At 64.8% G+C, this 20222-nt stretch carries 17 protein-coding genes; 7 read left to right on the forward strand and 10 right to left on the reverse strand.

Features of this window, described 5'->3' with window-relative positions:
* Positions 1-2 precede the first annotated feature (2 nt).
* From BI327_RS20945 to BI327_RS20980, 8 genes are all read right to left on the reverse strand, one after another.
* Complete coding sequence (locus BI327_RS20945) at positions 3-1247, reverse strand: MFS transporter (RefSeq protein ID WP_076862664.1); 1245 nt, start codon at positions 1245-1247, stop codon at positions 3-5.
* Positions 1248-1378: 131 nt separating this feature from the next.
* Positions 1379-2224, reverse strand: coding sequence for a CmcJ/NvfI family oxidoreductase (locus BI327_RS20950; protein WP_076862665.1), 846 nt, complete (start codon positions 2222-2224; stop codon positions 1379-1381).
* 474 nt (positions 2225-2698) lie between these two features.
* Positions 2699-3640, reverse strand: a complete 942-nt coding sequence (locus tag BI327_RS20955; RefSeq protein WP_076862666.1) for an ABC transporter substrate-binding protein — start codon at positions 3638-3640, stop codon at positions 2699-2701.
* The gene (locus tag BI327_RS20960) at positions 3637-4731 is read right to left on the reverse strand and encodes an LLM class flavin-dependent oxidoreductase (protein ID WP_076862667.1); all 1095 of its coding nucleotides are present in this window, start codon (positions 4729-4731) and stop codon (positions 3637-3639) included. Before BI327_RS20960 ends, BI327_RS20955 begins: the two co-directional genes overlap by 4 nt.
* Before the next feature lie 34 nt (positions 4732-4765).
* Positions 4766-5938: an acyl-CoA dehydrogenase family protein gene (locus BI327_RS20965; RefSeq protein ID WP_076862668.1), complete on the reverse strand. Its 1173-nt coding sequence runs from the start codon at positions 5936-5938 to the stop codon at positions 4766-4768.
* Positions 5932-6729: an ABC transporter ATP-binding protein gene (locus BI327_RS20970; RefSeq protein WP_076862669.1), complete on the reverse strand. Its 798-nt coding sequence runs from the start codon at positions 6727-6729 to the stop codon at positions 5932-5934. The genes BI327_RS20965 and BI327_RS20970 overlap by 7 nt, the downstream gene beginning before the upstream one ends.
* A complete protein-coding gene (locus BI327_RS20975) occupies positions 6723-7736 on the reverse strand; it encodes an ABC transporter permease (RefSeq protein WP_076862670.1) in 1014 nt (337 codons plus the stop codon). Before BI327_RS20975 ends, BI327_RS20970 begins: the two co-directional genes overlap by 7 nt.
* Positions 7714-8808 (reverse strand): ABC transporter substrate-binding protein, encoded by a 1095-nt coding sequence (locus tag BI327_RS20980; RefSeq protein WP_076862671.1) that lies wholly within the window; start codon positions 8806-8808, stop codon positions 7714-7716. The genes BI327_RS20975 and BI327_RS20980 overlap by 23 nt, the downstream gene beginning before the upstream one ends.
* 473 nt (positions 8809-9281) lie before the next feature.
* Here BI327_RS20980 and BI327_RS20985 point away from each other — a divergent pair, with 473 nt between their 5' ends.
* Both BI327_RS20985 and BI327_RS20990 read left to right on the forward strand, forming a co-directional pair.
* Positions 9282-10268: an ABC transporter substrate-binding protein gene (locus tag BI327_RS20985; RefSeq protein WP_076862672.1), complete on the forward strand. Its 987-nt coding sequence runs from the start codon at positions 9282-9284 to the stop codon at positions 10266-10268.
* Positions 10269-10588: 320 nt separating this feature from the next.
* A complete protein-coding gene (locus BI327_RS20990) occupies positions 10589-11368 on the forward strand; it encodes an SDR family oxidoreductase (protein WP_076862673.1) in 780 nt (259 codons plus the stop codon).
* 185 nt (positions 11369-11553) lie between these two features.
* On the opposite strand, the gene BI327_RS20995 is transcribed toward BI327_RS20990, so the two are convergent.
* Positions 11554-11853, reverse strand: coding sequence for an HU family DNA-binding protein (locus BI327_RS20995; protein ID WP_021077434.1), 300 nt, complete (start codon positions 11851-11853; stop codon positions 11554-11556).
* A 433-nt stretch (positions 11854-12286) separates the two neighbouring features.
* Here BI327_RS20995 and BI327_RS21000 point away from each other — a divergent pair, with 433 nt between their 5' ends.
* The 5 genes from BI327_RS21000 (at position 12287) to BI327_RS21020 (ending at position 18868) form a co-directional block, all read left to right on the forward strand.
* Positions 12287-13900, forward strand: coding sequence for an ABC transporter substrate-binding protein (locus BI327_RS21000; RefSeq protein WP_076862674.1), 1614 nt, complete (start codon positions 12287-12289; stop codon positions 13898-13900).
* Positions 13901-14042: 142 nt separating this feature from the next.
* Entirely contained in the window at positions 14043-15020 is a 978-nt protein-coding gene (locus BI327_RS21005; protein WP_076862675.1) for an ABC transporter permease, read from the forward strand.
* A gap of 2 nt (positions 15021-15022) precedes the next feature.
* Positions 15023-15853 carry an ABC transporter permease gene (locus BI327_RS21010; protein WP_016843116.1) on the forward strand — a complete coding sequence of 277 codons (831 nt, stop codon included), beginning with the start codon at positions 15023-15025 and terminating at the stop codon, positions 15851-15853.
* Positions 15850-17475, forward strand: a complete 1626-nt coding sequence (locus BI327_RS21015) for an ABC transporter ATP-binding protein (protein ID WP_076862676.1) — start codon at positions 15850-15852, stop codon at positions 17473-17475. Before BI327_RS21010 ends, BI327_RS21015 begins: the two co-directional genes overlap by 4 nt.
* Positions 17476-17860: 385 nt before the next feature.
* Entirely contained in the window at positions 17861-18868 is a 1008-nt protein-coding gene (locus BI327_RS21020; protein ID WP_083742170.1) for an alpha/beta fold hydrolase, read from the forward strand.
* Between the two features lie 137 nt (positions 18869-19005).
* On the opposite strand, the gene BI327_RS21025 is transcribed toward BI327_RS21020, so the two are convergent.
* A complete protein-coding gene (locus BI327_RS21025; protein ID WP_076862677.1) occupies positions 19006-20193 on the reverse strand; it encodes a 6-phosphofructokinase in 1188 nt (395 codons plus the stop codon).
* Between the last annotated feature and the right edge of the window lie 29 nt (positions 20194-20222).

The raw sequence follows: 20222 nt of genomic DNA on the forward strand, positions 1-20222 counted from the left end.
GTTTACGCCTTGGTATAGACCCAGAACAGCACGGTGCCGATCACCAGGGCGCCGGCGATGAACAGCAGCACGGCGGGCAACCCGAACAGCGCCGCGACGCCGGCGGTGCTTGATTGCAGCAGCGCCGCGCCGAGGAAGAAGGCGAGGTTGACCGACGACAGCGCCTTGCCGGTGTTCTGGGCGTCAACCAGCTGCCGCGTCATGCCGTAGATCAAGGGCTGTGCCGACGTCGCGAGCCCGATCAGGATCAGCAGCAACAGGTCATATTGCGTCGGCATCACGGCCACGCCGAACAGGTTCGAGACCGGGAAATGCGGCGCGCCGGCCGCCATCAGCACCAGCAACAGCGCGGCGATGGCGTGCGTCGCCGCCACCATGGTGCGGCGGTGCCCGAACTTGCGATCGAACGCGCCGATGCAGGCCGGACCGATGATCATCGCCAGCGTGAACAGGCCGAGCACATTGCCGGCCTCGATGCGGCTCAACCCCTTGACGTCCATCAGCCACGGCCCGCCCCACAGGCCGCGCAAGGTCAGGGACGCGCCGAGCGACACCAGCGACAGCGCGATCAGCCCGCGCAGGCCGCGCGACAGGCCGAGCCGCAGCACCTCGGCCATCTGGTGCAGCGGCGAGGAGTCGTCCGCATGCGCCGCCGGCTGCCGCGGCACCAGCGCGAATACCGCGATCAGCACAACGATGCCGAAGCCGGCCGACACCCAGAAGCCGGCGCGCCAGCCGAACTGATCGACCACGAAGGCGAGCGGGCTCGCCGACAGCAGCATGCCGATATTGCCGATCGAGAGGATCAGGCCGGACCACAGGCCGAATTTCGCCGCCGACATCTGCTTGGCGGCGAGCGTCATCGGGCACATCAGCATGCCCGAGGTGGCGACGCCGAGCATCAATTGCCCGAGCACGAAGCTCGCGGGCCCCGTCGCGATCGCCGAGACCAGCGTCCCGACCACGGTACCGGCGAGCAGGCTCAGCGACACCGGCCGCACGCCGAAGCGGTCCATCGCGGCACCGACCGGGATCTGCGAGGCGGCAAAGGAGAAATGATAGATCGAGGTGAGGCTCGCCAGCGCCTGCGGCGAGGTACCGAAGTCGCGCGCCATCAAATCGAGGCTGATCGCCGGGATCGTCCGCAGCAGCGTCGACAGCATGTGGCCGCAGGCCAATGCCAGAAGTGCAAGAACCAGGGCGCGGAACCCGATCCCCGCCTCTTCCTTCGTCACCACGCCGTCCATGAGTAGCCTATTCCCCGAGCATTGTGGGGAGGGCGTAACATTATTGGGCTGATGGTGCCAACTTTGAAGGCACAGCAATTTCGGTACTTGCCTCCCCCGCAACCGGGAGAGGCAGCGCACCTGTTTTGTGACTACTGTTTATGGAACACCAGTGTCCGGAGCTCGATGCTCTCGCGCGGCGCGGCGTCGGCCGGCGTGGTCGGGTCGACGAACGCGGTATGCGGCCCAAACCGGGTCCGGCCGTCGGTCGCCGAGTCATAGCATTTCAGCAGGATCGCCTCGTCCGGCGTCATCTCGGGAATGTAGAACCAGCGATGGTTCGGATTGTATTTCACCGAATAGGTCTCGCCGCTGCGGTTCGGATAGATCAGGTCGGAGGCGATCAGATCTTCCGGGGCAACGGTGCTGCCGTCGGCCATCGCCAGCGGTGAATCGCGCAAGGGGCCACGGATCGGTCGCCACAGGTTGATCACCTGGACGCGGCCCTTGAGCAGCTGCTCGGCCTCGTCGGGCAGATGCTCGAAGACGCGATTGCGGCCGGAGACGTCGGTCTGATCGACGTGGACGCGCGTCGCAGGCTGCCGCGGTCCGCCGCCGCGGATGTCGGCCGCACCTTCGACGCGCTTGCGCACGGTGTGATCGAAGATGACAACGCGATCCGCCTTCAGCGTCGCCTTCAGGAAGGCTTCGACGGCGGGGTAGTAGACGTTGCGGACTTCATTGTCGTCGTAATAGTCCTTCACCACGGTCGGATGCCTGACCAGCGCAAAGCCCTCGCGGTCGAGCGAAAAGCTGTCAGCGATCAAGCGTCCGTCGAAGATCGGAACGTTATGGGCTTCGGGCAGCGCGGTGGATTTGGGTTCGCCGGGCGGCGGGTCGAAAGCGTAGGTGCGGGGCTTGCCCGGCGTCGGCGCGAGGTAATTCAGTTCAGCAGTCACAAACGGCAGCGACTCGATACGAGTTTGTTGAAGGCCCACGGTGATCTCCCGGACTCGATTGTTCGTGTGTTTGATCTTGGCGGCGCCGGAGGGCGCGGCAAGGCCGGCGCGAAAATAGCAACGTTGCGGTTCTGGAATGCGCCAAACGGGGAAAATCCTTGCCGTGTGGCAGCCCGCGGACGAATGGATGTTTTTTGAGATCACGGGTTCGTTAGCGGTCCGATAGTGCGAGGCCACAGCTGCGCCGGCAAAATACCGAAAACAACCCCATGCAAAGGAGCTGACGGCCGCCGGCCCTCGACAACACAGCTTGACACGTCGGGCAACTCAGGAATATATTTCTAATATTCAGAAATCGTATAAGCACCCGTCGTCCTGGCGAAAGCCAGGACCCATTACCCCGGATGGCAGTTGTTGTACGACGCTGGGGCCGCGATCCCGCTCACTATCAAATTCGGTGGTAATGGGTCCTGGCTTTCGCCAGGACGACGCTGGTGTCGCTCGCAAAATTCCCTACAACCCCGCGCCCTTCTCAACGGCTGCCGCAAACGAGCGGTCGACGATGTCGGCGGCGTTGATCTTCTGCCGGATCAGGCCCCAACGGTCGTAGAGATCGATGGTCTTCTGCTCGTCGGCCACCACGCCGTCGTCGATCGGCACGATGCGGATCCTGGCGCGCGTCAACCAGTTCAGCGGCACCGCGGGCGGGATGTTCATCAGTTTGCCCCAGGTCGCAGCGTACCCCTCGACATTGCTCTGCGACCATGCGCGCGCGGCGGCGAGCCGGCGCACGAAATCCTCGAGCTCGGCGCGCTTGTCCTTGATCGCATCCGGCGTCGCAACCTGGAAGCCGAGGCCGGGTGTGATGCCGTCGGCCGTGATGACGCGGCGCGACTTGAACAGCACCTCTTCCTGGCTCACATACGGCTCCCAGGTCGACCAGGCGTCGACAGCGCCTTGGGTGTAGGCGACCTTCGCATCCGATGGCGCGAGGAACACGATCTGCACGTCGCTGGCCTGCCAGCCCTTCGATTCCAGCGCAGCCAGGATCAGCTGATGGCCGATCGAGCCGCGGCCGGTCGCGATCTTCTTGCCGCGCAGATCGTCAAAGCTCTTGATCGGAGAATTTTCCGGCACCACGACCGCAAGCCCGTCGCGCGATTGCCGCACGGCCGCGATCGCCTTGACCGGAATTTTGGCCGCGGCGGCAAAGGTGAACGGCGCGTCGCCGACCAGGCCGGTGTCGATCGCGCCGGCACCCAACGCCTCCAGCAGCGGCGCCGCGGCGGCGAACTCCTTCCATTCGATCTTGTAGGGGACGTCCTTGAGCACGCCGGCCGCTTCCATCACGGCCTGCGAATTGCCCTTCTGGTCGCCGACGCGCAGCGTGGTCTGCGCGGCGGCGGCACCGATGGCGGCGAGCGCAAGCGCCGCCGCGACAATGAAACGGATCATTCGGCGGCGATCCCGCGCGGCTGGTCGCGCGCCTCGATCAGCTTGCGGGTCAGCGGGATCAGCGCGCGGCCGTAGTCGATGGCATCGACCAGCGGATCGAACCCGCGGATCAGGAAGTGGCTGACGCCGAGATCGTAGTAATCAGCGAACACCTCCGCGACCTGCTCGGGGGTTCCGACCAGCGCTGTCGTGTTGCTGTTGGCGCCGGTGAGTTTTGCAATTTCAGTCCACAGCCGCTTGTCGATGCGGGTGCCTTGATCCGCCAGCGCCAGCAGCCGCTTGGCGCCGTCAGTCGCGTGGTTGGGCCGGCGGTAGCCGGTCTGGTCCTGCAAGGCGGTGGCGCGCTCGAGGATATGCTCGGCCTTCGCCCACGCCTTCTCCTCGGTGTCGGCCAGGATCGGCCGTACCGACAGGCTGAAGCGCGGCGTCGGCCGGCCGTACTTGGCCGCGGCCGCACGCACCCGCGCGGTGACGTCGCGCACCTGCGCGTAGGATTCACCCCACAGCGCGAAGGTGTCGGCGTGCTTGCCGGCGACCTCGACCGCGGCGTCCGAGCCGCCGCCGACGAAGGTGTAGATGCCGCCCTTCTGCAATGGCTTCACCTGCGAGAAGCCGTTCTCGACGTTGTAATATTTGCCGCCGTAGTTGAACGGCTTCTCGCTGGTCCATTCCAGCCGCACCACGTCGAGGAATTCGCTGGTGCGGGCGTAGCGCTCGTCCTTGTCGTCGAGCGTGTTGCCGTCCTGCCGCAGCTCGATCGCATTGCCGCCGGTGATGACGTGCAGCGAGACGCGGCCGCCATAGAACTGATCCAGCGTCGCAAGCTGGCGCGCCAGCAGCGTCGGCGCGGTGAAGCCCGGCCGCTGCGCGATCATCACCTTCAGCGATTTGGTGATGGTCAGGACATGCTGCGCGACCTGCAATGCATCGGGCGTGGTCGAGTGGAATGCGAGCAGCGCGCGGTCGAAGCCGGCGAGCTCGTGCGCCTTGGCGACCGTCTCGATATAGGGCGGATCGAGCACCGGGCCTGACCGAACGATGGTCTCGGAGGCGTTGTTGTTGGTAATGAAGCCGATGAACTCGACCGGCATGACGGGAACTCCGTTGTTGTTGGCAATTGTTCTTTCAGACGCCCAGCGCAAAGCGTCCGGCGGAGACACGGGTGGCATCGTCTTGCGGGGTATGGACGCGGCCGCACAGCACGTCGCGGTAATGCCGCTCCAGCGGATTGGTTCGCGACAGGCCGTGATTGCTGGTCAGCGACAAGGCATCCTCCACCACTGCCGCGGCGTTATTGGTCACCGTCAGCTTGATGATGTTAGACTCGATCGCGGAGAGCTGGAAGCCGTTATCGAAGTCGGCGGCGAAGCTGTCGATCAGGCGGGCATTGACGGCGAGCCGCGCCTCGATACCGCCGACCACCTCCTGCATCCGCGGCAATGTCGCGAGCGGCGCGCCGAGATTGGCCGGCACCCGCTCCTTCAGGAAGGTGACCAGCCAGTCGCGGGCGGCGCGGGCGATGCCGTCGTAGATCGCGGCGACGAAGATCGCATGCACGGTCGCCTGGGTGACGTCAGGAACCTTCCAGTCGTCGGGCCTGCGCACATCGATCTCGTAATCCAGCGGAAACACCACGTCGTCGAAGACCACGGTGTGGCTGCCGCTGGCGCGCAAGCCGAGATGATCCCAGGTCTCCTCGATCCGCGTTCCCGGCAGTCCGGCGGGCACCAGAAACAATCCGACACGGGTTTCCGGTTCGTCTGTCTTGGCCCAGACCGAATACCATTTCAGGATCGGCGCGCCGGTCGAATAGATCTTGCGGCCGGTCAGCCGCCAGCCGGTTTCGGTGCGGCGCGCCGTGGTCGCCGGCAGGCCGCCGCGCGCCGGCGAGCCGAGCTCGGGTTCGACGCGCAGCGCGTTGATCAGCGCCACGCCCTCGACCGTTTCCTTTGCGAGCTTGCGCGAAAGACGCGCGGGCCAGCGCGTGCTGCGCGCCATGACGAGATGCTGGATGTAGTGCATCGACAGCACCAGCGCGGTCGACGGATCGGCCTTGCCGATGATGCCGAGCACGCGCGTGGCCTCGCGGGCACCCGCCCCACCGCCACCGAGCGCCACCGGCACGGTCAGCGCCAGCAGGCCCTCGCGCGACAGATCGGCAAAGTTCTCGAACGGAAAACTGGCGTCGCGATCATGGGCGGGCGCACGCGCGGCGAACACATCGGCGAGCCGCAAGGCATGCGCAATGGACTCCGGCTCGTTCGCCGGCGGCAGCTCCTTCGCCGCAGATGTCACCACGTCGCCTCCAGTCCGAGCAGGCCGAGGATCTGCTTGCGCAGCCCGGCCAGATGGGGATCGCCGCGATGCCGCGGGTACGGCCGCCCGACCGCGATGTCGGCCTTGATCCGCGCCGGCCGGTCGGACAGCACGATGACGCGGTTGGCGAGCACCAGCGCCTCCTCGACGTCGTGGGTGACCAGCAGCGTGGTAAAGCCCTTGCGCTGCCACAGCGCCACGAGCTCGGACTGCATCGCGATCCGCGTCAGCGAATCAAGCTTGCCGAGCGGCTCGTCGAGCACGAGGATCTTCGGATCGTTGACCAGCGCGCGCGCCAGCGCCACGCGCTGCGCCATGCCGCCGGAGAGCTGATGCGGATAGGCGTTGCGGAACGACGACAGCCCCACCAGTTCGATGACATCATCGACCCGGTGGCGCTGCGTTTTCAGGATGCCCTGCGCCTCCAGCCCGAGCGCGACATTGTCCCACACCGTGCGCCAGGGAAACAGCGTCGGATCCTGGAACACGACGACACGCGACGGATGCGGGCCGCTGATGCGGGCTTCGTCCTCCCGCAAGGAGCCAATGCGCGGCTTCTCCAGCCCGGCGACCAGCCGCAGCAGGGTCGACTTGCCGCAGCCGGACGGGCCGAGCAGCGCGACGAACTCGCCCGGCGCGATCGCGAGGTTGACATTGTCGAGCACGGGAAGGACAGCGCCGTCGATATCGAAGGCATGGCTGACGCCCTCGATGTCGAGCTCGGCGCCGACGGCAGGATAGGTGATCGCTTCGGCAGCGGATTGCACTACCATTTGACGACACCCTTCTGCCAGACCAGCAGGCGGTCGCGGGTGCGGAACAGCAGCGTGATCGCGCCGGAGCAGAGCAGCGACATCACGATCAGCGCCGCATACATGTTGGCATAGGCGGCCCAGCCCTGCGCCCATTGCAGGTACCAGCCGAGCCCGGCCTTGACGCCGATCATCTCGGCGACCACGAGCACGGCAAAGGACGAGCCGAGCCCCATGAACAGGCCGACGAACACATGCGGCAGCGCCGCGGGGATCGCGACCTTCAGCACCAGGAACGACGGCTTGGCGCCGAGCGTGCGCGCGACGTCGTAATAGGCGCTGCTGACGCTCGCCACGCCCGACCAGGTCAACACCGTCACCGGGAAGCCGGTCGCAAGCGCGATCAGGAAGGTCGACGCACTCCAGCTCGACGGGAAGGTGAAGAAGGCGATCGGCAGCCAGGCGGTGGCCGGCAGCGGGCCGATGAAGCGCAGCACCGGATGCACCCAATAGCCGATCTTTTGCGACCAGCCGATCGAGACGCCGGTGATGAAGCCTATGGTCGCGCCGATGATGTAGCCGCCAAGCTGCAGCTTGATCGAGGCGAACACGCTGTCGAGCAGTTTTGGCAGATCGTCGGTATAGACCTCGAGGATCGACTGCGGCGGCGGGAAGAACGGCAGCGGCAGCCACGCGAACTTTGCGGTGGCGACCTCCCACAGCGTGACGAACGCTCCGAACGCCACCAGCCACGGCGCACGCTTGCGCAACGCCTGCCCGGCGCCGCCGAGATAGTCCGCGCTGAATGTACCGAACAGGATGAAGGCGGCGATCACGATCGCGCCGATGCCGAGCGATCCGGTCCGCGACCAGTCGCCGACATCGGGCCAATAGAGGCACGAGAGGCCGAAGGCGAGCCAGACGAGGCTCGCCGCAAGTCCGACACCATAGCTGCCGGAGAGGTCCGCGAGCGTGACCGCGGCGCGCGGCGCGGCGGCCGTCGTGTCAGACACTGAATACGTCGACATAGATCCGCTCCGCGAATTTGGCCGTGTCGGTGCTCTGCTTGAACACCTGCACCGATTTCAAATCGTCGGCGTAGCCCTTGAGCTCGCGCTTCAGCACCTCGCCGGTCGGATGATGATGGTGGGTGTGGTAGCGCGCCATCGCCTCGAGATCGGCGAGGCTCGCCGCCTTCGGCGCGTAAGGCTGGAACGACTTCGCCGCCTTGTCCGGGTTCTGCGAGGTGAACATCGCGGCATCGAGCAGCGCCTGCGTGATGGCGCGCGCGACATGGGGTTCTTCGCGGACCAGACTGCCGCGGAGACCTACGATGCAGCAGCTCTTCTCGCGGTATTCGCCGTCGAGATTGGAGGCGACTTCCTTGTACTGCGCATCCTTCAGCCAGAGATAGGCCAGCGGGTCCGACGACAGGAAGGCCTGCACCTCGCCCTTCTCGACCGCGACGTTCAAGAGATTGCCGGGATAGGCGCGCCAGTCGACATCCCTCACCGGGTCGATGCCGAGCTTGGAGAGCTGGATCGAGAAGAAGTTCTTATCGGGACCAGCGAGATCGCCGACCGCGACGATTTTGCCCTTGAGGTCGGCGAGCTTCTCGACGCCGGAATTGGTGCGGGTCAGAACGCGCATGCAGCCGCCATGGGTGCCGGCGGCGATCTTAACGTCAAAGCCCTGCTCGAGCGGCTTCAGCCAGCGTAGCGCCATGCCGAGACCGGCGTCGCTCTTGCCGGTGGCGATCGCCTCCAGCAACTGGTCGGTCGAGCCGGAATAATTGACGAGCTCGACGTCGAGGTTCTGCTTCTGGAAGAAGCCGTGGTCGATCGCGACCGGCAGCGGCGCGAGGCAGACCGCGCCGGCATTCCAGGACAGCTTCAGCTTGCGCGGCGCGCCCGTCAACGGCGGCGCATCGGAGGCGGTCTTGCAGATCGGGAATTCGGAGAAGTCGATCGCGGGCGTGATCGCGCGCGGCGCGAAGGCTTGCGCGCCATAGGCGCCGAGCGGTGCGGCAAACGCCGCGGCGGCGCCCGCACGCAGCAAGGTGCGGCGATCCATCACCGTTTTCTTGTTGTCGACAGACATTATCACTCCTGCATTTCGGCAAGGCTCCGCCCCGCACGCAAAACGTCTCCGTCCGCGCGCCCCGTCGTTCGAAGCTCATGGTTTTAGAAAAAGCGGATTTCTCCGGCGCTATTGCACTCAAGCAACCCGCAAATGATGCGGCGCGGCAGGTTCACCGTCAATGAAATGGAATTTCGAATGTTGTCGGCGGAGCAGCTGAACTCTCCACGATCGCATCGCACGACGATGAAAGGATTTTTGCAGATATTGCGACGCAGGCGCGCAACGTCGCCGCATCGATTGCACCAAATTTGAGCGAATGCCGTTCATCAGCGCGATGTCTTCTACGCATAACGGTTCGGCGAGATCATCCTTGCTGCGCGCAGACTGATTTCAGTTTTCCGTTTCGTTGACGGCGCACGGCCGTCTCATAGACTTGATCGAACGCTGCCGTACCTCCCGCCGGGCAGCGAATGAATCGGAAAGAAACGGACATGCACAAACTCGCCCGCCCGGGCTCCCGCTATTCTCTCACCCGCCGCACCGCGACCGCCCTGATCACGGCGGTGATCACGCTGTCGACATCGGCCGCAGCGTTCGCGGCTGATGCGATCGTGCTGCGGGTTGGTGACCAGAAGGGCGGCAACCGCTCGCTGCTGGAGATATCCGGCCTCGCCAAGGACCTGCCCTACAAGATCGAGTGGTCGGAATTTCCGGCGGCTGCGCCGATCCTGGAGGCGATCAATGCCGGCGCGCTCGACGTCGGCTACACCGGTGACCTGTCGTTCCTGACGGTCTACGCGTCGGGCGCGCCGATCAAGGCGATCGGCGGCACGCGGTCCGATGCACGGACGCAGGCGATTTTGGTGCGCGGGGATTCGCCGATCAAGACGGCAGCCGATCTCAAAGGCAAGCGGCTCGCCGGCACGCGGGGCGGCTGGGGCCAGTTCCTGATCAACGCGACCTTGGAGAAGGCCGGCAGCAAAATCGAGGAGGCGACGTTCGCCCCACTCGGCCCGGTCGATGCCAAGATCGCGCTGCTCGCCGGCTCGATCGACGCCTGGGCGGTGTGGGAGCCCTACATCTCCTATGCCACGCTGAAGGATAAGGCGCGCGTCGTTGCCGACGGCGACGGTCTGACGCCGACCATCACCTTCATCGTCGCGTCCGACACCGCGATCGCGACCAAGCGCGCTGCGGTTCAGGACCTCGTGCAGCGACTCAACAAGGCGCGGCTGTGGTCACTCGACCATCTCGCAGAATATGCTGGGAGCACCGCCGAGCTGACCAAGCTGCCGGAAGACGTGCTGCTCGCCGCCTATACCGCGCAGAAGACATCGCCGATCGCGATCGACGAGGCCGTGGTGAAGGAAATACAGGCCGCCTCCGATCGCGCCACCCGCTACGGCATCCTCGGCAAGACGCTCGATGTCGGCAAGGCCGTCGACCGCAGTTTTACCGCAGCCGCAAGTTTGAACTAGCGCTTGCTTCACCTCCCCTTGCAAAGGGGAGGTCGGATTGCGCGCAGGCGCAATCCGGGTGGGGATCGGCTCTCTCCGCTAATGCCCGCGCCCGTGGAGAGCAACCCCCACCCCGCCCTCCCCCTTTCAGGGGGAGGGAGACGACCGAGATGCTCACCTGACGAAGTGCCTCACACCGCACCATCATGGAGGACCCCGATGCCCGGCCCGCTCCATCTCGCGATTATTGTCACGGCACACCTGCTCTGCATGACCTTGTTGGTCGCGCTGTCGGTTTGATAGCGTCTCTCCGGGACCTTGATCCATCGGAGAGAACAACAATGAACCTATCGATGAAAGACCGCGTCGCGGTGGTCACCGGCGGCAGCAAGGGCATCGGGATCGCGGTGGCGCGGCGGTTTGCCGAATCCGGCGCCAAGGTCGCGATCCTCGCCCGCGGTGCGGCCGACCTCGCCGCGGCGCGCGAGGCGCTCGCCAAGGACGGCCTCGTGGTACGGGATTACGTCTGCGACGTCGCGAAGGCCGCCGACATCAGCAAGGCCCATGACCAGATCGTAGCGGACCTCGGCAAGATCGACGTGCTGGTCAACAATGCCGGCACGGCGCGCACGCTGGCGTTCGAGAGCATCAGCGACGAGGCCTGGCAGGAGGACCTCGACCTGAAGCTGTTCGCCGCGATCCGCTTCAGCCGGCTGGTCTGGGGCGGCATGAAGCAGCGCAAATGGGGCCGCATCATCAACGTGCTCAACACCTTCGCCAAGGCGCCGGCCGGCAATTCCGCGCCGACTTCGGTGTCGCGCGCCGCGGGCATGGCACTGACCAAGGTGATGGCCAATGAAGGCGGCGAGCACAACATCCTGGTGAATGCGCTGCTTGTCGGCCTGATCATGAGCGATCAATGGGTCAAGCGGCATGCTGCCCAGGCGCCGGACACGGATTTCGGAGAATTCGCCAAGGGCCTTGCCAAGGGCACGCCGCTCGGCCGCATCGGCACGGCAGAGGAGTTCGCCAACCTCGCCTGCTTCCTGGCCTCGGAGCAAGGCTCCTACATCACCGGCACCGCCATCAATGTCGATGGTGGCCGGTCGCCGGTCGTCTAGCACTCCGGTGATCCAGAACTCCGGTCTGGCTTAACCAGGACCGGAGTTCCGGATGCTTGCTTCGGAGCGTTTCCACATGCGAGCCGGTGTCCATTTCGCTCGAACACTCTCGCGGGCAGGCAACCTACTGCGGCTGGCTAACGGCCCAAAAGCAAAAGGCCTCCGTCACCGGAGGCCTTCTATTCTTAAACCGCGTCCTTGGCGGCCTTGACCGGCCGTGCACGGACGATCTTCCGGGCCGGCTTGGCCTTGAACATCATCTCTTCGCCGGTGAAGGGGTTGGTGCCCTTGCGCGCCTTGGTCGCAGGCTTCTTGACGACCACGAACTTCGCGAAGCCGGGGACGAGGAACACCCCGGCCTTCTTCAGCTCCTTGTGGCCGACATCGACGAGCGAGTCCAAAACGTTCTTGACGTCGCGCTTGGAGAGTTCGGTGGTGGTCGCGATCTTCTCGATCACTTGCGACTTCGACAGTTGGGTAGCCATGGTTGCTCCATTGATTCTGGAGTGGGCACGATATGGCGGAAAACGCCGAGAAAAACAGTGTTTTCTGCACTCCCCACCACAATATCGCTGTGGACAGAGCCCGAATCAGGGTTTTTTCCAGTGTTTTTTCCAGTCAAGGCGCTTCCGACCCCTAAAATTACAGGCTTTGCGCCGCTTCGGGGCTCCCGAAACGCCCCCTCGAGAGAATCACTTGCCGCTTGTTGCGCCGCCGGCGCGCGACAATGTGGCGCGCAATCCGGGTTGCGACGTGCTGCGGCACGCCACTTCAGGTTTCGGAAACGATCCTCCAAAAGGCCGAGGCATTAGAAAATGACTCAGGTTCCCATTCCAAGGTAACATCGCAGACGGGCGCCACGACCGATCCGCTGGCCGCTCGATCCAAGCCTTTATGTATGTTCCGGAGACCCCGCGTATGGATTTGTCCCGCCTCGAGATCAACCGCCGCACGGCCCTTCTGACCTCGGCCGCGATTGCGGCCAACGTCATCAATCCGATGCGGGCCTTCGCGCAGGAGACCCCGCGCAAGGGCGGCGTGTTCAACGTCCATTACGGTGCCGAGCAGCGCCAGCTCAACCCGAGCATCCAGGCCTCGACCGGCGTCTACATCATCGGCGGCAAGATCCAGGAGAATCTGGTCGACCTCGACGCCAACGGCCAGCCGGTCGGCGTGCTCGCCGAGAGCTGGGAGGCGACACCGGACGGCAAGACCGTCACCTTCAAGCTGCGCAAGGGCATCACCTGGCACGACGGCAAGCCGTTCACCTCGGAGGACGTCGCCTTCACCGCGATGAACATGTGGAAGAAGATCCTCAACTACGGATCGACGCTGCAGCTGTTCCTCACGGCGGTCGATACGCCCGATCCGCAGACCGCGATCTTCCGCTACGAGCGGCCGATGCCGCTGAATTTGCTGCTCCGCGCCCTGCCCGACCTCGGCTATGTCTCGGCCAAGCATCTCTATGAGAGCGGCGACATCAGGCAGAACCCGACCAATCTGGCGCCGGTCGGCACCGGGCCGTTCAAATTCGTCAAATATGAGCGCGGGCAATACATCATCGCCGACCGCAACCCGGACTACTGGCGGCCGAACGCGCCCTATCTCGACCGCATCGTCTGGAAGGTGATCACCGACCGCGCCGCCGCGGCCGCGCAGATGGAGGCCGGCGAGCTGCACTACAGCCCGTTCTCGGGCCTGACGATCTCGGACATGGCGCGGCTCGGCAAGGACAAGCGCTTCATCGTTTCGACCAAGGGCAACGAGGGCAACGCCCGCACGAACACCATCGAGTTCAACTTCCGCCGCAAGGAATTGGCCGACATCCGGGTCCGCCGCGCCATCGCGCATGCGATCAACGTGCCGTTCTTCATCGAGAATTTCCTCGGCGATTTCGCCAAGCTCGGCACCGGGCCGATCCCGTCGACCTCGACCGATTTCTATCCCGGGCCGAACACGCCGCAATATCCCTACGACAAGGCCAAGGCGATCGCGCTGCTCGACGAGGCCGGCTTCAAGGCATCAGGCGGCAACCGCTTCGCGCTCAAGTTGTTGCCGGCGCCGTGGGGCGAGGACATCTCGCTGTGGTCGACCTTCATCCAGCAGTCGCTGGGCGAAGTCGGCATCCAGGTCGACATCGTGCGCAACGACGGCGGCGGCTTCCTCAAGCAGGTCTATGACGACCACGCCTTCGATCTCGCCACCGGCTGGCATCAGTACCGCAACGATCCCGCGGTCTCGACCACGGTGTGGTACCGCTCCGGCCAGCCCAAGGGCGCGCCGTGGACCAACCAGTGGGGCTGGGAGGACAAGACCGTCGATGCCACCATCGACAATGCCGCCACCGAGGTCGATCCGGTCAAGCGCAAGGCGCTCTATGCCGATTTCGTCAAGGAGGTGAACACCGAGCTGCCGGTCTGGATGCCGATCGAGCAGATCTTCGTCACCGTGATCACGGCCAAGGCGCGCAACCACTCCAACACGCCGCGCTGGGGCTCGACGAGCTGGCACGATCTTTGGCTTTCGGCGTGAGTTGGTCGCAATTTCAATCTCAACAAGCGCGAATCCATCCACACCGTCATTGCGAGGAGCGAAAGCGACGAAGCAATCCATCCTTCCGCGCGCGCTGCGCGATGGATTGCTTCGCTTCGCTCGCAATGACAGAGTAAAAGGCATGCGTATCCTGAGCCTTGCGGGGCGGCGGCTCGCCGCCTCTGTCCCGACCCTGTTCCTGATCCTGATCGGCGTGTTCCTGCTGTTGCAGCTCGCGCCGGGCGACACCGTCGATGCGCTGATGGCGCAGATGGGCGGCGGCGATGCCGCGACCGCCGAGGCGCTGCGCAAATTCTACGGGCTCGACCTCTCGGTTCCGGCGCAGCTCGGCAACTATCTATGGCACCTGGTGCGGCTCGATCTCGGCTTCTCCTCGATCTACGGCAAGCCGGTGGCGACCGTGATCCTGGAACGGCTGCCGCCGACCATCCTGCTGATGACGGCGTCATTGTCGTTCGCGTTCTTCTTCGGCCTGGTATTCGGCGTGATCGCCTCGCGCGGAGTCAACCGCTGGCCCGACACGCTGATCTCGACGCTCGGCCTGATCTTCTACGCCACCCCCTCGTTCTGGTTCGGGCTGATGGCGATCGTGGTGTTCTCGGTCTATCTGCAATGGCTGCCGCCGGGCGGTTTCGAGGACATCGGCACGGTGCAGACCGGGATCTGGCGCGTGCTCGACATCGCCGCGCATCTGGTGCTGCCGACCTTGACGCTCGGGCTGATCTTCCTTGCGATCTATCTGCGCATCATGCGGGCCTCGATGCTCGAGGTCTTGAATCTCGACTTCGTCCGCACCGCCCGCGCCAAGGGGCTCGACGAGACCCATGTCATCACCCGCCACGTGCTGCGCAACGCGCTGCTGCCGATGGTGACGCTGATCGGACTGCAGGCCGGCACCATGCTCGGCGGCTCGGTCGTGGTGGAGAGCGTGTTCTCCCTGCCCGGCCTCGGCCGCCTTGCTTATGAGTCGGTGGTGCAGCGCGACCTCAACACCCTGCTCGGCATCGTGTTCGTGTCGGCGCTGCTCGTCATATCAGTGAACTTCGTCGTCGACCTGCTCTACGCGCGGCTCGATCCACGCATCGCGGCGGAGGGCTGACGATGGACGCGGTGAAACGCTATTTCCGCAGCCCGGCCGCGGTGATCGGTCTGATCCTGCTGCTGCTCGTGATCGCGATGGCGATCAGCGCCGGCTTGCTCTATCCGCGCGATCCGCTCGCGCTGGCCGGCCGCCCGCTGATCTGGCCGTTCTCCAACCCGCGCTTCCTGCTCGGCACCGATAATTCCGGCCGCGACATCGCCGCGCAGATCTTCTACGGCGCGCGGATTTCGCTGCTGATCGGCGGGGTCGCCACCGTGATCGCGATCCTGATCGGCATCCTGGTCGGCGCCTTCGCCGGCTATTACGGCGGCTGGGTCGACAACGTCCTGATGCGGATCACCGAGGCGTTCCAAACCCTGCCGAACTTCGTGCTGCTGCTGGTGCTGGTCGCGGTGTTCGGCTCGACCCTGACCACGGTGACGATTGCGGTCGGTGTGGTGTCGTGGCCGGCGCCGGCGCGGCTGACCCGCGCCGAGTTCCTGTCGCTGCGCAACCGCGAATTCGTGCAGGCCGGCAAGACGCTCGGCATGAAGGACGTCCAGCTCATCCTCGGCGAGATCCTGCCCAACGCGCTGCCGCCCGTCATCGTCTATGCCAGCGTGGTGATGGCGGTCGCGATCCTCTTGGAGAGCGCGCTCGCATTCCTGAGGCTGTCAGATCCCAACGTCGCCTCCTGGGGCAATCTGATCGGGCTCGGCCGCGATGTGCTGCGGGTGCAATGGTACGTCTCGGCGATCCCCGGCATTGCGATCCTCGTCACGGTGCTCGCGGTGTCGCTGGTCGGCCAGGGCCTCAACGATGCGCTCAATCCGAGGCTGAAGAGCCGATGAGCGAGACCGTCCTTTCCCTCGACGCCCTGACGGTGCGCCTGCCCAAGGGTGCCGACCGGCCGCATGCGCTGTCCGACGTTTCGCTTTCAGTCGCGTCGAACGAAATCCTCTGCGTGGTCGGCGAATCCGGCTCCGGCAAGTCGATGATGGCCAACGCCATCATGCGGCTGCTGCCGAACGAGGTGACGATCGAACGCGGCCGGATGATGTTCGACGGCCGCGACCTCTGCGCCGCCGATCCGGCCGAGATGCGCGAGGTGCGCGGCGCCGGGATCGCGATGATCTTCCAGGAGCCGATGACCGCGCTCAACCCGCTGCGCACCATCGGCGACCAGATCGGCGAGATGTTTGCGATCCACACCGGCCTGTCGAAGGCCGAGATCAATGCGCGGGTGCAGGCCCTGCTCGAGGACGTCCGCATCCCCGACCCGAAGGCCGCGGCAAAGGCCTATCCGCACGAGCTGTCCGGCGGCCAGCGCCAGCGCGCCATGATCGCGATGGCGCTCGCGCTCGACCCGAAGCTTTTGATCGCGGACGAGCCGACCACCGCGCTCGACGTCACGACGCAGGCGCAGATCCTGAAGCTGATCCGCGATCTGCAGCAGCGCAAGAAGACGGCGGTGCTGTTCATCACCCATGATTTCGGCGTGGTCGCCAAGATCGCCGACCGCGTCGTGGTGATGCAGCACGGCGCGATCGTCGAGCAGGGCACGGCCGACGCGGTGCTGAACGATCCGCAGCATGCCTACACCAGGCAGCTGATCGCAGCCGTGCCGCCGCTGACGGCGCCGCCGCCGCGCATCCTGTCCGGCAAGGACATCCTGACTATCGACGGGGTTTCAAAAACCTACCGCACCGGCGGCTTCCTCGGCCGCGGCGCGCGGATCACCGAAGCGGTCAAGAACGTCTCGCTGCATTTGCCGCGCGGCGCGACGCTCGGCATCGTCGGCGAATCCGGTTCGGGCAAATCGACGCTGGCACGCTGCATCGTGCGGCTGATCGATCCCGACACCGGCTCGATCGTGCTCAACGGCAAGGACTGGGCGAAGCTCGGCCGCGACGATGTCAGGCGCGAGACCCGCCACATCCAGATGGTGTTCCAGGATCCGTTCGCCTCGCTCAATCCGCGCCGCAAGGCGGCCGAGTTGGTGGCGCAGGGACCGATCGTGCACGGCGCCGACCGCGCGACCGCGATCGCGGAAGCACGAAAACTGTTCGAGCTGGTCGGGCTCGACCCGTCCGCCGGCGACCGCTACCCGCACGAATTCTCCGGCGGCCAGCGCCAGCGCATCGGGCTGGCGCGAGCGCTGGCGTTGAAACCGGACGTGCTGGTCGCGGACGAGCCGGTCTCGGCGCTCGACGTCTCGGTGCAGGCGCAGGTCTTGAGGCTGCTCGCCGAACTGCGCCAGCAGCTCGGCCTCTCCATCATCTTCATCACCCACGACCTGCGCGTGGCCGCGCAGATCTGCGATGTCGTCGCCGTGATGAAGGACGGCGCCGTGGTCGAGCAAGGGCTGACCGCCGAGGTGTTCGGCAAGCCGCAGCATCCCTACACGCAGGCGCTGCTGTCGGCGATTCCCGGCGGCAAGTTCGCGCGCGAGCACTCCACAGCCGCCGAGTAGCCGGGGACGTGGGGCACGCAAAGCGCCATACTCCGCCGCTTGCGGCTTGGCTCACCGCGCAGCCGGAAACGCTTCAGCAAGCCTGACACCGTATCGCGGAAGCCGATCATACCACGGTCCGGTTCCCGGGTCTCGTGCTAGACTTAGAGACGCGTTACGATCTCCGACCGCGCGGGCGGTGCGTTGGGAAGCGGTTTGGCGGTTGCCGGAGCGGTCGTCCGGCCGACTGGCTCCCTCTCGAACGGGGACTTAGGCTCGCCGGGTCAAGTTGATATTCGCTCCGGCGCGCCCAAAAGGTGATTAATTTTATCCTGAAGGTGTCGTTCCGGCTTTCGCTTGCTCGACTGGCTGTTGGCGATTCAGCCCATGCAGAGGAGCAACGAAAATGCAGTATCTGTTGAAGCAACGAATTATCGAAAGTAACGGTATCCACCTCAATATCGCTGAGCAGGGCGAAGGACCGGTCGCATTGCTGGCCCATGGCTGGCCCGAATCCTGGTACTCGTGGCGACATCAATTGGGCGCCCTTGCCGCAGCGGGCTTCCACGCCGTAGCCCCGGATATGCGCGGCTATGGCAAGAGCGACGCGCCCGAGGCGATCGACAAATACACGCTGTTTCATCTCATCGGCGATATGGTCGGCGTTCTCGACGCTCTCGAGGCAGAGAAGGCGGTAATTGTCGGTCACGACTGGGGGGCTATCGTCGCTTGGCAGGCGGCGCTGCTGCGGCCAGACCGCTTCAGGGCTGTGGCGGCTATGAGCGTCCCGTTCTATCCACGGGGCATATCGCTTCGAACCGCGCTCATGCCGCGCACGGAACACGCGCGGTTCTACATGCTTTACTTCCAGGAGCCAGGACTCGCCGAAGCGGAGTTCGGACGCGATCCGCGGACCACTTTACGCAACCTGCTGTTTGCTGGGTCGGGCGATGGTGTGGCACTCGCACGAGCCGTCCAGGCAAGCGGCGGGCCGTCAGAAAATTTCGCTATGGTCCCGAACGGCGGTGAATCCCTGCGAGGTTCCGGCGCACCGGCAGCATTGCCGTCTTGGATCACCGAAACGGACATCGACTTTTATGGACAGGAATTCAGGCGAACCGGCTTCCGCGGAGGCCTGAACTATTATCGCAACATCGATCGAAACTGGGAACTGCTCGGCGCGATGGCGGGCCTGCGGGTTTCGGTGCCAGCGTTATTTATGGCCGGCGATCACGACCTGGTGATTTCCTTTCCCGGCACCGAACAGGTGCTCGCCAACCTCAAAAACCTCGTTCCCGGTTTGCGCGGTATTAAGCTGCTGGCAGGCTGCGGCCATTGGACCCAACAGGAGCGGCCTGAAGAGGTCAATGCCGCGCTCTTGGAATTTCTTAAATCGCTGCCGGATCACGGATGACGGAGCATGATCCGGACCGAGTTAGCGCAAAGTGTATGGCGGTTTTCCGAAAAGCATGCCCTCGGGCCCGACCCGAGGGATCATGCTCCGACAAAAACATGGAGCGGGATGACGATTCAAAGAAACGTCATCCCGCTCTAGGACGCGCGGGTGAGAAAAATCGGCAATCCCCGCTTGTTGCCATAGCTGGGCCGGTAGCGCGTCGTGTTGTATGTGCTGGCGACGTCCAGTTTGCGCGGCCCAAGCCTGGCGTCGGGGATGGGCACGAGGTCGTAGCGGCCATCGACCAGCGCCGACATGAGGCCGGACTTGCCTTCCAGGATGGCATCGTAGGCCATGTTGCCGAACGTCAGGGCGACAAGCTTGTCGATGAAGTCGGGATCACCCGATCGCAGATCGTAGGTGAGGTCGGAAACGATGGTCTCCTCGCCCGCGCGACGCTTGATCTCGTCGGCAAGCGCTTCGGCCACGCTCGCCTTCTTGCGGTGACCGTAGGCGTCAGGCTCGCCGTATTCCTGCACCTTGTAACCTTCCCACTCGGCCCCCTCGCTGAGGACGATCAGCGCATAATTGCTCGGGTTACCGCGCTTGTCCTCAATCAGCAACTGGATCAGTCTATCGAGATTGACCTTGAATTCGGGTATGGCGCATCGGATCGAGGTCGCGTACGCGGTGTAGAGCGCGGTAAATCCGGCATCGCGGCCGAAGATCCGGAAAATGCCGATCCGTTCGTGCGACCCGACCGTGGTGCGTTGTCGCTGGATGGCATCGCTGGCGCGGGTGATCGCGGTCGAAAATCCGATGCAATACTCGGTGTTGCGGACGTCGTTGTCCATCGTCTTCGGAATGGCGATGATCTTGACGCCGAGTCCGTTCAGCTTGTCCGCGTAGCTCAGCGTATCATCGCCGCCGATCGCGATCAGGTGCTCGATACCAAGCTCCGAGAGGTTCGTCAGCACCTGCTTGGTGAGGTCCCATGTCCCGGTTGCGGTACCGTCCTTGCTACTTGCCGAGAGTGGCAGGTCCTGGCCCGCGAGATGATCGGGTAGCTTTTTCATCTTGGATGGGTTGGTGCGGCTCGAGTGGAGCACGGTGCCGCCGCGCCGGTCGATGACGCGGGTATTTTCGCGGTTCAGCGGGATGATGTAGTGGGACTTGCTCGCCGGGTCGTCGAGGTTCAGGTGTGTGAGGGCCTCCCAGCCGCGGCGGAGACCGACAACCTCGATGTCGTCCTCGCTGCCGCGATATGTCACGCTCTTGATCACCGCGTTGAGGCCGGGCACGTCACCGCCGCCCGTGAGAATACCAATGCGCTTCCTCGCCATGCCCACCTCCCAGGACTCGGTATATGGCA

Origin of the sequence: Bradyrhizobium mercantei, from assembly GCF_001982635.1 — a bacterium.
Classification (GTDB): Bacteria; Pseudomonadota; Alphaproteobacteria; order Rhizobiales; family Xanthobacteraceae; genus Bradyrhizobium; species Bradyrhizobium mercantei.

Excerpts from the sequence above, each read along its gene's own strand:
- BI327_RS21025 (WP_076862677.1), bottom strand. The coding sequence starts at position 20,193 with ATGGCGAGGAAGCGCATTGGTATTCTCACGGGCGGCGGTGACGTGCCC.
- BI327_RS20960 (WP_076862667.1), bottom strand. The coding sequence starts at position 4,731 with ATGCCGGTCGAGTTCATCGGCTTCATTACCAACAACAACGCCTCCGAG.
- BI327_RS20970 (WP_076862669.1), bottom strand. The coding sequence starts at position 6,729 with ATGGTAGTGCAATCCGCTGCCGAAGCGATCACCTATCCTGCCGTCGGC.
- BI327_RS21015 (WP_076862676.1), top strand. The coding sequence starts at position 15,850 with ATGAGCGAGACCGTCCTTTCCCTCGACGCCCTGACGGTGCGCCTGCCC.
- BI327_RS21010 (WP_016843116.1), top strand. The coding sequence starts at position 15,023 with ATGGACGCGGTGAAACGCTATTTCCGCAGCCCGGCCGCGGTGATCGGT.
- BI327_RS20975 (WP_076862670.1), bottom strand. The coding sequence starts at position 7,736 with ATGTCGACGTATTCAGTGTCTGACACGACGGCCGCCGCGCCGCGCGCC.
- BI327_RS21000 (WP_076862674.1), top strand. The coding sequence starts at position 12,287 with ATGGATTTGTCCCGCCTCGAGATCAACCGCCGCACGGCCCTTCTGACC.
- BI327_RS20945 (WP_076862664.1), bottom strand. The coding sequence starts at position 1,247 with ATGGACGGCGTGGTGACGAAGGAAGAGGCGGGGATCGGGTTCCGCGCC.
- BI327_RS20995 (WP_021077434.1), bottom strand. The coding sequence starts at position 11,853 with ATGGCTACCCAACTGTCGAAGTCGCAAGTGATCGAGAAGATCGCGACC.
- BI327_RS20985 (WP_076862672.1), top strand. The coding sequence starts at position 9,282 with ATGCACAAACTCGCCCGCCCGGGCTCCCGCTATTCTCTCACCCGCCGC.
- BI327_RS20980 (WP_076862671.1), bottom strand. The coding sequence starts at position 8,808 with ATGTCTGTCGACAACAAGAAAACGGTGATGGATCGCCGCACCTTGCTG.
- BI327_RS20990 (WP_076862673.1), top strand. The coding sequence starts at position 10,589 with ATGAACCTATCGATGAAAGACCGCGTCGCGGTGGTCACCGGCGGCAGC.
- BI327_RS21005 (WP_076862675.1), top strand. The coding sequence starts at position 14,043 with ATGCGTATCCTGAGCCTTGCGGGGCGGCGGCTCGCCGCCTCTGTCCCG.
- BI327_RS20955 (WP_076862666.1), bottom strand. The coding sequence starts at position 3,640 with ATGATCCGTTTCATTGTCGCGGCGGCGCTTGCGCTCGCCGCCATCGGT.
- BI327_RS21020 (WP_083742170.1), top strand. The coding sequence starts at position 17,861 with ATGCAGTATCTGTTGAAGCAACGAATTATCGAAAGTAACGGTATCCAC.